Raw genomic sequence first — 7,043 nt, 5'->3', positions numbered from 1 at the left:
TTGGTTTCCTTGAATGCAGGATTCAACTCTAATTGCACCTTAGCTTGTTCGCACAATTTCTTAACTACGTCGCCAATGGTTCTGTCATTCCATGAGAAGCAGCTGTGAGCCGTTTCCATTCTGTAAGTAGCAGAGTAGCCAGAAACGATGATACATCCAAAAAGAGGGGTCCAAGCACTGAAATTCCAAATGCTTGTAATCCGTACCTTCCCCAATTTCCTTTGCTACTTCCCATCTGATACTATTTTATTTTTTGCCACATCTTGTTCTTGTAGGTCTTGTAATTGTGAAACTATATCACGTGTCATATTAAAATCTTCTTCTTTGAATTTACTGTCATATAAATAAATAGTGGTGCACCTACAAGAGAGGCAAAGACTGTACCTGCTGTCAAGAAGATTTTAATTCCTCCTATTGAACCGAATAACCGCTGTCTCTTTAGCACCACCTTCTAATACAAAGATATCAAAGGTCTCCGATTGTTTTTCCTTCAACCAACTGGTATCGGTTTTAATTTTCAAGACAGTAATCCCTTTGGCATCCGTTTCTCCTGACACCTTATATACACCGCCTTTGGTACTTGTTTCTTCCTCTGTCACCATACCATGCTTATATATAAATAGTGCAATATCGCTGTCATCAAGTCCACGGGTAGTTACCCTTGCATAAATCGTCTGTCCACTTTCCACAAATCCCTTGATTGCTTCTTTGCAATCCTTGTCACGATAGAAAGCAATACTTGTAATATCCTCTTTATCAGTATATTCTATTGGTGTCTTTTTTGACAATTTAAGATCCTTAACCCATTCTTTAGAAAAGAGTTCCATATAGATTGGTGTCTTTTCTATCGGCACTTTCTTTATCTCTTCTACTTGACTGTTTGTCAGTGAAAGTTCTATCTTTGTCATACCATCTTGTCCTATACGAAGTGGTGCAAAATCAGTAAGATATTTTTCCTATACTTACTTTCTGATATCTACTTTATAAGTTATATAGGCACACCTTATTGACATACATTTTGTAAAGCGCGTCTGATCCTACTCTTATGTATATATCCTACTGTCCCATCTTTAACTTGTACTTTCCACCAGTTTCCATTATTGTCCAAGATAGTTATCATTTCATTGGTGGGAACATGTTTAAGAACTTTTGATGACAACATACCTTTCTCACGTAGATTGGTATACCCATCGGGGTCGTCAACAAAATAAATATCATTGGGATTGATATCATTTTCCATTACTAAAACAATGTCTACTAATTCTTTTAATCGCATGACTCCATAATAATCTTGTTTTTTAAGACGGTCTACTAAATGCTTATCTTTAGACATGAAATTACTTAAATGCTGGTATGATTTTTCGTCTTCAATCCCTATTATTGCATCTTTATGATTTCTATCATACTCAATTAGGCATTTTAATAAATGTACCAAGCATTTATCTTTCACATCCTGCGGATAGTTTAGTTGCTTGAATTGTTTAAAATAGGCATAAACTAAATCATCAAATGGGGCCATGGTTTCTTGTGTTTTATTACAAGACAAGTATATCTCATTTATGAGATTACGGCGAAAGCCTCTTTTTCTGTTATTATAGAACAACACTTTTTCAGTATTATCCCTATAAACAGAATAATCAGTTGTCTTCTTTGAGAAATCAATACTTCTTGCGGTGAGTATCTTATTTCTTTCATAATCATGATTAAAGACAACATCTATCGCATATTCAGGATTTCTTATAAAAAAGGAGAGAGTTGTTATGTTATCATTGAATAACAACTTATTATATGCCAGAAATTTATCGGCAATACCGTTTTCTTTATCATAGAGCATTTTCCTTGCATCTTCTTTGGTTGGTTCTCCATCTATTTCCGGCTGATAAAAAAGATACTCTGCTTCTGTATACAAGAACCGCCCCCATTCATTGATTGTATACTCTGTGTATCCTCCTATGCTGAGAACATAATCTTTGGGCTCTTTATGCAGGGAGAGCCCCCAATATTCCATACATCTATTTTGGAAATCCTGATATGAAAGGGGGTTATAACCATTATCCTTTCCATACTTTGACAAAATAGAAGTCTGCATTAATTCTTGTTGATCCATCATTTTGCTATTTACATAAATACTATCTTTTGACACATTACTACTTTTACTCTGACCTTGACAGGAAAGTAAAAGTATATGAGAAAGACAAAATAATATATATCTGTTCATTTTCATTGCTTTTTACTTCTTGCATTCCTTTTTCTATCTTTTCCGTCTCTTTTAAATTCATAGAAGCTATATACATCATTAATGTCACCATTATAATCTTCTATGTAACAAAAGATTTTCTTTCCCTCTTTTTTATATTTTGTATATAATTCGCCAAGTTTTTCCATAGCCGAGTTGTATACTCTAATACATCCATAGGTAGACATTAACATACCATTGTCGTTAATTTTATCCGCAAAACCTACAGTATGGCCACTATGGATTGCAATACCAGACCTTCCATTTTTTGTTGCTGTTAAAAATTCCCCTTGAATTCCTTCCAATAAAATTAAACCATACTTACCAAAACTAGTCGATCCTACATGTTTTTTAGGTTCATATGTTGTTTTGGTTTTTCCTGTAGGTGTATCACCATTACCTCCTTTTTTTAACCGATTGGTATTTGTTCCTCTACACAGTGAATGAGTTATAAATAGGATTTTTTTATTGTCAAAGACAACTAATGGCCCTTCTTTATCTCTATTTTTAGGTGTAATTACATCAATATATACTTCGTTCTCATGCGCGGTGAATTTCCCATCAAAAGTACAGTTTTTATTTTTTTCTTGTAGATGGTTTCCTGTCAGACACTCTTTTACATGTAAAACTTTAATAGCATTATGAAAAAAGAAACGACGTGGAGCTCGTATTGATTCTCCTTTTGACTCATTAATCTTTGATGTTACGTTATCAACATTTTGATCTGTGATGCCGTGTGCTATTTCATTAATCCCTTTTTTCTTCCAATATGCCAGTGCTGAGAGAATAGAATCTCTTGGATCTATTTTCAACAAAAAGGGATTGTCATTGCCTACCCATGTTACACTCACGCCAAAATTTTTTTGCGTGTAATCTTGTAACCCTTTATAGTTTCCCTTCCAAATAATTTGTTTAAATCCCTTTCCGCTATATCGCCATCCGTCATCTTTATTAGGATGTTGCTTACCATATTTATGTCTTGGTCCATATACAGTATTCGCAACTATCTTTTGATATTTCTCTCCTTTTTGTATAGATATATTTGAGAGTCGTTGTGCCTCCCTTTCCCGCTCCTCTATAGATGCAAAACTTTCAAAATATGATGAGAAATGAGTCAGCATGCTTTTCCAATTCCGATATGTAAAATCTTCCTGTAATCGGTAAAACTTTGTCTCACCCGCTATTTGCGCCAAGAAATGCGCTTTTGAAACACAAGTGTTGATACCTACTTTTTTCCTATATTGATTAAGATATGGAAGTGCAGCGGCAATCATTGTAGTGTCCTTAATGAGACAATTACCTTTTTCATCAACACAGATACGTTTGATTTCCTCTAATGTAACATCCTTATTACAGCGTGGACATCCACCCTTTTCTGGCTCTGTGCGATTAACATTCGCCTTGCTGGGTTCTGCCTTTGGCGTGGGGATATGCCGTTTGACAGAGAAGAGGATTTCTTTCCCTTTAAGTATGTATTGTTTGGTTTCCTTTGAGGTCTGTCTGCCAGTATTATTATTTACATTTCCGTTGGAAGATTGATTACTACTGAAAAGCCATGAGACAACAACCTTGTAGGCTGTACCTTCCTTGTACGGAGGCGTTGCCAACGTTAAGGAGAACTTATAGACACCCGTACTATTGACAGGGCTATTGGTACTATATATAGGTGATGGTTTGGAACTTTTCTCTTCTTGGTTACCTGTTTCGTGCTTATATACATCCAGACGTATCTTTCCGGTTTCCATATTGGCGGTAGAAACACGCACGTATACCATACTCCCGCTGTCAGCAATACCACCCTGCAGTTTTTCTTTGCAGTCAGAATCTTTATAAATGATCAGGCTGCGGAACTCTATTTTGTCATTGAATAGGATAGGGTGCTGTGAAGTCTTTGTCAGGTTTTCTATCCAATGTCGAGAACTCAGTTCCAGATATATCCTTATTTTCTGCCCATTGCTGAAACGCTTACGGTCTTCTATTATTTTCTTTAACTGGTCGCTTGAAAGGGAAAGGGCTATCTTTACTTTTCCTGCAGCAGACAAGGGTATTGGAGTAAGGGCGGATAGATATGTTTTTCCCTCATATCCATTATAATAAAAGCGGCAATTGACAGATATACCTTTACAGCCCGGCAAAGATACATGTGCAAACACTTTATTACGCAACCCTATGTAAGTAACAGGTTTGCCATTCTCGTCCTTCCATTCTAAACTTTTGAACTTGGGATAGGATACGGTTATCTTAACCATACCTTTGCCTTTGGGTGAGCCTGGTTTATGAACATAAGCATATACAGAGTACGTACCTTCTTTAGTAAAATAGGTACGTGCAGGAGCTTCTGTCAACCCTTTTGCAATCACACGATTGCCATGACAGACATCCCACTTGACACCAGTCCCCCGCATACTTCCTGCCGTAAGTGACGTAGTGAATAGGAGTTCTTCTTGGTCGTAGGGGGTTATGGTTATCTCCCTCTTACCATTTACAAGAACATTGTTTACCTGTACCGCTGCCGGAACACGTTTGTTCTGACTCTTCTCGTCCTCCTGCGGCAAATGCTTCCAATCTTCTTCTGTAAAGATCGGGCTCTTATGTGCCGTACTGTTTGCCTTACGTGGTGAAGAAGAAGGCTTTACTACAACCTGTTGGCCAGATGTCTGGATATTAATTCTACCACCTCCAGCTTTACAAGTACCAGAACTCTTGACCGTTAGGGGATACATCTTACCCTTTATGGCAATCTTATTATACGTGTTACTCCAAACGATATTCGGAGAACAAGGACCATTATTCTTTGCTGCACAGCTTCCAAAATTTAAGGACTTTATATCCTTGTCTTGATCTGTAGCAACAAGTTTTCTTGCACCGTTACAGTAAATCTTCTGCTGGCTGGTAACACGGAAAGTTCCTGGTTTGGAACCTTTGTCACATGTACAGATTGCACTATCTGCAACAATCTCCTCACTGTTCCCAGTCTGTTTACGATTACGATCTGCTGAAGTATTTTTGCCTGTTTCCATTCTTCTTTATTGAAAGGTTAGACTTATTTCAATATCCTTAAGTATCTGCTCCCACCCCTTGACAGTATAATGACTATATACAGTTTGAGGACCTTCTGTAAGGTTGGTTGTCTTCACAATACAATGTTGTTCTATAGATGTTATATCTTCTATTTGAGCCTCACCAAGGAGGGAAATCTTTTCAAGCTGTACTTCATTCTTTCTCAAGTTAGCATTTCCAACAATGTGTAGCGATATTCCTTCTTCTGTGTCCTCAAAGGAACAATCTTGTGAGAAGAGAAGTGGTACTCCCAAGGCTATATCTTCGTGCTCTCTGCGTCCTTTCCCTTCTGTGAACTCTATGCCTGACCAGTCAGCTTCCATCCACTCTGAAAATACATAATATCTCTTCATCATATTAAGCAGAAGCCCCTTGTCATGAACCCTGTCTGTCAACAATTGTAATTCCTTTTCAACCCATTCTCCTTTATAATTGGCACGCAAAAGAAAAAGCCTATCATCCCATCGTTTACAGAGTTCGTCATGGTCTGAAATCCCAATACATCTCCCCCTGCTGTCCAATTCCATACATATCGGGTTAAGAGTAGACTCTATATCATGCACAAATGCTGTCGTGGCATCATCTTCATCTGCAAAGGCATGTAGATACACTACAGCTTTGACTTTGCTGTCTTTAGAAAGAGGAACAAATTCTATAAAAGCCTCACATTTTGTTTCACTTACCCCGTCTGGCATAACTTCTGTTCTAACTCCATGAACCTTGCATGAGCCTGTCGGTACTTTAAAAGGAATATACATCGTTTAGAACAAGTTTACTTTTTCAGAACTCTGGATATTAACTTTCTTTGGAGAAGAAAGGTCGAGGTCCTCCATCGTACTGTCAATGTTGATTTTCTCTGCTGTCTCCGATATTGTAGATGCCTGAAGATTATGTTCTTCTGTGACCTGTACATTAGCATCATTAGCAGATAGGACATAACTGTCTGCTGCTATCTCTGTGAGGGATTCACCTGCTTGTATAGACGTACTTTCTCCAGAGACACTGGTAATATCCTGCTCCGCATTCATATTGATGGATTCCTCCGCAAGGATATTGGCATTCTTGCAGTTCACGGTAAAAGTCTCTCCTGCATTGATAGTAATATTTCGCTTTGCATTGATGATGATGTCATCTCCAACAGAGTCAATATGAATGGAATTGCCCTTTATGTCTTTAATGGTAATTCCAAGTGACGATAGTGAATCGTTCAACTTTATAGTATGCCCACTACGAGTTGTGAGACTCTTCATGTGATTTCCTTCGAGACCGCCACCACCTGTTGTTCCGTTAAACAGGCTACCCATAACGTATGGTCTTGCAGGGTCACCATGTCGGAAGCCGAGGAGGACTTGGTCGCCTACCTCTGGGATAAATACAAATCCGCGGTTGCTCTTTACGTCACTACTGCTACCACCATCAGGTGTCATCACACGCACCCAACCTGTCTGCATACCATCTGTCTGCCAGTTCATACGTACACGCACACGGCCCTTACCCTGTGGGTCGGCATTGCTAAGCACGGTTGCCATCTGTGTTTCAGCTAATGGCATACGCACCTTTGGACTTGGCAGTGCCTTTATTGTAGCAGGGATAGCCTTAAAGCGGTTTTTGTAGTAGCTGCCTTGGCTCACCTCGTGGGTTATCTCGATAATGATAAAGTTACCCAAGCTCTCTTCTGATAGGTCTCCTACCCGTTTCAAGAATGAACTGTAGAGACTTATAACGGAACCTACACGCAGGGTTGGCA

5 protein-coding genes and 1 pseudogene are annotated in these 7,043 nt (G+C 38.5%); all 6 read right to left on the bottom strand.

Features of this window, described 5'->3' with window-relative positions; translation table 11 throughout:
- Window positions 1-215 (bottom strand): annotated as a pseudogene (locus HMPREF1505_RS13405) (hypothetical protein); the annotation flags it as partial.
- Between the two features lie 186 nt (window positions 216-401).
- Complete coding sequence (locus HMPREF1505_RS03515) at window positions 402-908, bottom strand: hypothetical protein (RefSeq protein WP_036922593.1); 507 nt, start codon at window positions 906-908, stop codon at window positions 402-404.
- A gap of 95 nt (window positions 909-1,003) precedes the next feature.
- Window positions 1,004-2,224 carry an SH3 domain-containing protein gene (locus HMPREF1505_RS03510; protein WP_036922589.1) on the bottom strand — a complete coding sequence of 407 codons (1,221 nt, stop codon included), beginning with the start codon at window positions 2,222-2,224 and terminating at the stop codon, window positions 1,004-1,006.
- Window positions 2,221-5,256: a PAAR-like protein gene (locus tag HMPREF1505_RS12590; protein ID WP_051412304.1), complete on the bottom strand. Its 3,036-nt coding sequence runs from the start codon at window positions 5,254-5,256 to the stop codon at window positions 2,221-2,223. The genes HMPREF1505_RS03510 and HMPREF1505_RS12590 overlap by 4 nt, the downstream gene beginning before the upstream one ends.
- A 6-nt stretch (window positions 5,257-5,262) precedes the next feature.
- The gene (locus HMPREF1505_RS03495) at window positions 5,263-6,054 is read right to left on the bottom strand and encodes a hypothetical protein (RefSeq protein ID WP_004360624.1); all 792 of its coding nucleotides are present in this window, start codon (window positions 6,052-6,054) and stop codon (window positions 5,263-5,265) included.
- Between the two features lie 3 nt (window positions 6,055-6,057).
- Window positions 6,058-7,043 (bottom strand): phage baseplate assembly protein V (locus tag HMPREF1505_RS13400; RefSeq protein WP_036922586.1); only part of this gene is annotated, 986 nt, incomplete at its 5' end.

It is taken from the genome of Prevotella sp. ICM33 (genome assembly GCF_000517825.1).
Lineage (GTDB): Bacteria > Bacteroidota > Bacteroidia > Bacteroidales > Bacteroidaceae > Prevotella > Prevotella melaninogenica.
This window is presented reverse-complemented; position numbering and strand designations above follow the sequence as displayed.